At 49.7% G+C, this 3,977-nt stretch carries 3 protein-coding genes; 1 reads left to right on the top strand and 2 read right to left on the bottom strand.

Annotated features, from left to right (window positions below; translation table 11 throughout):
- Positions 1 to 31: 31 nt before the first annotated feature.
- On the top strand, positions 32 to 448 hold the full coding sequence (locus RM811_RS01480; RefSeq protein ID WP_402520074.1) for a prepilin-type N-terminal cleavage/methylation domain-containing protein: 417 nt from the start codon (positions 32 to 34) through the stop codon (positions 446 to 448).
- Between the two features lie 560 nt (positions 449 to 1,008).
- Here RM811_RS01480 and RM811_RS01485 read toward each other — a convergent pair.
- Entirely contained in the window at positions 1,009 to 1,728 is a 720-nt protein-coding gene (locus RM811_RS01485) for an L-ribulose-5-phosphate 4-epimerase (protein ID WP_402520070.1), read from the bottom strand.
- Positions 1,722 to 3,449 carry a ribulokinase gene (locus tag RM811_RS01490; RefSeq protein WP_402520072.1) on the bottom strand — a complete coding sequence of 576 codons (1,728 nt, stop codon included), beginning with the start codon at positions 3,447 to 3,449 and terminating at the stop codon, positions 1,722 to 1,724. The genes RM811_RS01485 and RM811_RS01490 overlap by 7 nt, the downstream gene beginning before the upstream one ends.
- Between the last annotated feature and the right edge of the window lie 528 nt (positions 3,450 to 3,977).

Raw genomic sequence — 3,977 nt, forward strand, 5'->3', positions numbered from 1 at the left:
ATTGGTCGAGGAAAATATTATGAAGACAAGGATGTCGGAAATCCGTAAGGCATCAGGTTTTACCCTGATTGAATTGATGATCGTTGTGGCGATTATTGGTATTTTGGCGGCGGTGGCGATTCCGCAGTATCAGAATTATACAAGAAATGCTCAAGCTTCTGCTTCATTATCAGAGGCATCTGCTTATAGAACGGCGATCGCAATATGTGCACAAACAACGCTCATTGCAAACTGCACTGCAGCGGCTAATGGGGTGCCAGCAAATTCTGGAGACATTACAGTGGGAGCTAGTGGTCTTATAACCGTGTCTCCAGGTGGGGCGTTTGGTGCTGAAACGGTTACTTTTACTCCTAATGCTACGGCTACGACTTGGGCAGCAGCCTGTAATGCAGTAACACCTGCGAATGGCTTGTGCGCAACCGATGCTGTTACCAATATAGTTCCATAATAGAAGGCCTATCTATCTCGCTCCCACGCTCTGCGTGGGAACGCTTCTCTCCAGAAACTCAATAAGCCCACTGGGTTCCGGCCTTTCCAAATAGCTTTTTATCTCCAGAATTAATCGGCTACTAACTCCCGAACACTGTTCCAGCTGTGACTCGTTCCCACGGTTTTATCTCGTTCCCACGCTCTGCGTGGGAATGCATATGGGACCGCAGGACTGTCTGATAGCCCGTAGTCTGAATTGCCCCAATGCGTGAAAACGAGACGTAGCCTCACTCAGCAGGGTGTGCTGGATATTACCTCGTGCCCATGCTCCGACGTTGTCGCAAACCCCTCCGGACACCTCGTTCCCATGCTCTGCGTGGGAATGCATACGGAGATGGCCGTGTGAGGGGCAACCTCTCTTTGCCCGAGTTTGTGGGAGTTTCATGCTGGTTGTTTCATTTGTAGCGGGTCCGGTATGCATTCCCACGGGGGACCGTGGGAACGAGCTCGGTGGGTTTTTCGACATCCTCCTTCGCGGGGATGACGTTGGTGTATTCTGATCTGCTACTTCCCTGAGGCTTAATTCGTTTGCTGACCGTAGTAGGCATCAGGGCCGTGCTTGCGGAAATAATGTTTATCCAGCAGGGTTTTCGGAATGCCATTGACATTGGGATTCAGCTGCACGGTACGGAAAGCCATTTTCGCCACTTCTTCCATGACCACCGCATTGTGAACCGCCTTCTTCGGGGATGAACCCCAGCTGAATGGCCCGTGTTCACTGATGATAATACCCGGTACTGCCATTGGGTCAGTGTCGCCTATGGTTTCAATAATGACTTTGCCGGTATTAAGCTCGTAGTCACTGGCCAGCTCTGCTGGAGAGAGCGGTCGGGTGCAGGGGATTTCGCCATAGAAATAGTCTGCATGGGTAGTCCCCAGGGCCGGAATGGCCATGCCTGCCTGAGCCCAGGAGGTGGCATAGGAAGAGTGAGTATGAACCACTCCGGCAATGTCCGGATACGTTTTATACAATGCCAGATGTGTGGCGGTATCTGACGATGGACTCATACTGCCGGCAATAATATCCCCCGCCAGATCCACCACCACCATAAGGTCCGGGCTCAGTTCTTCATAGGCAACACCGCTGGGCTTAATGACCACAAGACCGGTTTCACGATTGATGCCGGAGACATTTCCCCAGGTAAAGGTCACCAGGTTGTGCTGTTGTAAAGCCATGTTGGCCTTATACACATCCTCTTTCAGTTGCAGGAGATTCAGTTGCAGAAGATTATTCAGCATGCTGTTTCCTCCCTGCTTTCAGCGGCCACTGCGTCAGTAGCCAGGGATTCTGCCTGAGTCATGGTTAAAATTTCCATGGCCTGACCCAGTTGCTGGTATGCCTGATATCTGCGCTGGTAGTGTTGCGAACGGGCAGGGCGGGGATGATAGACCTGACAAATCTGACTGGCCATGGCTTTCTGGGCCTCATGGGTGGTCTGGTAAATGCCTGCTGCAACGGCGGCAAAAATGGCGGCACCCAGGGCGCAGCACTGTTCGGATTCAACCACCGAAATTTCATAGCCCATGACATCGCTGCAAATTTGCATAATCAGGGAGGACTTTTTAGAGATTCCGCCGATGGCAATCACCCGTTTAATGCTGGCACCCTGATCGTTCATGCTGTCGGTGATGGCTTTGGCACCGAAGGCCGTTGATTCCACCAGGGCATGGAATATTTCCGGGGCATCAGAACCCAGATTTAATTGACTGATGCTGCCACTGAGACGCTGGTTGGCATAAGGCGTACGTCGTCCATTAAACCAGTCTGTTGCCAGAGCGCCGTCCTGAAGCCCTCGCTGACTGATATTCTGGGTCAGCATGGGCAATAACGACGCTTCAATTTTCTCCATTAACGGCTGGTCTTCCGGGTGCTGGCGTGACCACTCCTGTACTGGCCATGCCAGCAGACGTTTATACCAGGCATAGATATCACCGAAAGCCGATTGACCCGCTTCCAGGGTCACCATATCGGGCAACGCACTGCCCAGCACCTGTCCGCAAATGCCGTCAATGGTTTTATCACCCAGCTCTTCAGGTGGAACCATCAGGATGTCACAGGTAGAGGTACCCATGACCTTCACCAGATCTCCTTCCCGGGCACCAGCACCAACGGCGCCCATATGGCAGTCAAATTCACCCACTGCTATGGCAATACCGGCGGGCAAACCCAATGTGTCCGCCCATTGTTCAGTCAGAAATCCGGCTACCTGTTCAGAGGTGTATACCTGGTCAGAGTAATTTTCTCTCATGTTGTCCAGGGTGGGGGATATAGCGCTCAAAAACGTCTGTGAAGGCAGGCCGCCCCAGTTTTCATGCCAGAGTGCTTTATGCCCGGCGGCACAAATACCCCGCTTGATCTTTTTTGGATGGAGGTTGTCGGATAGCAGTGCCGGAATCCAGTCGCAGAGTTCTACCCAAGTGTGAGCGGCGTTATTAACAGCGGCATCCTGTTCAGAAATATAAGCGGCTTTGGCCAGGAACCATTCCGATGAATAAATGCCACCCACATAGCGGGTGTAGTCAGGGTATTGTCCTGATCGGGCCAGATGGTTAATGCGGTCGGCCACGGCAACGGAGGTGTGATCCTTCCACAGAATAAACATGGCGTTGGGGTTGTCAGCGAACTCAGGTTTAAGGGCAAGAACAGTGCCGTTTTCATCCACCGGAGCCGGTGTTGAGCCGGTGGTATCAACACCGATACCCACCACTTTTTCAACAACACCCTTACCGGCTTCCATTAGTGCGCTTTTAATGGCGGATGTCATGGCTTCAATATAATCAAGGGGGTGGTGTCGAAATCTCGATTCAGCGGCGTCGCTGTATTGTTCTTCCATCCACCGGGGATAGTTGCAAACACCACAACCCAGCTCTTTACCATTATGAGTATTGACAATGACTGCCCTTGCGGAATCGGAACCAAAATCCAATCCAATAACGTAGCTTTCTGCCATCTTATCCATGGGCGTTTTCTCTTTAAATAATAGTTTGAAAATTCGTGTGTTTATTATGATTAATTGAAATAAGTAATCCATGTCTGGGTAAGCTAAAAGAATGGATGGATTCGCTATTGATCAGTGTGCCTGGCGTGCTGATTTTTGTTTTTTGATGGTCGTTTATCGTTAAAAATACAGTCGTGAATGGTCAGTATTTAATGGCATATGACGATGTCAGCTAAATACATGGACATAATCGTCAAGTTGAGCTTTTCTGATATAAATCACTTTTATGTTTCTTTGTTTTTTTTAAGAATGCGCTATCGATTCATCAAGCGACCGGTATTTTTTTTATTACTTAATCAAATACCAGTAATAACGCACAGCTCATCCTTTTATATAGGTATGCCTAATGAAAACACTCAGCATTAAAGAATCAAAGAAAAAAGGTCAGATTAACGAGGAGATTTACGGACAGTTTGCCGAACACCTTGGCCGCTGTATCTATGAAGGTGTTTATGTGGGTGAAGACTCTGACATTCCTAACAAGAACGG

Origin of the sequence: Endozoicomonas sp. (genome assembly GCF_031844845.1) — a bacterium.
GTDB lineage: Bacteria > Pseudomonadota > Gammaproteobacteria > Pseudomonadales > Endozoicomonadaceae > Endozoicomonas.

Excerpts from the sequence above, each read along its gene's own strand:
- RM811_RS01480 (WP_402520074.1), top strand. The coding sequence starts at position 32 with ATGTCGGAAATCCGTAAGGCATCAGGTTTTACCCTGATTGAATTGATG.
- RM811_RS01485 (WP_402520070.1), bottom strand. The coding sequence starts at position 1,728 with ATGCTGAATAATCTTCTGCAACTGAATCTCCTGCAACTGAAAGAGGAT.
- RM811_RS01490 (WP_402520072.1), bottom strand. The coding sequence starts at position 3,449 with ATGGATAAGATGGCAGAAAGCTACGTTATTGGATTGGATTTTGGTTCC.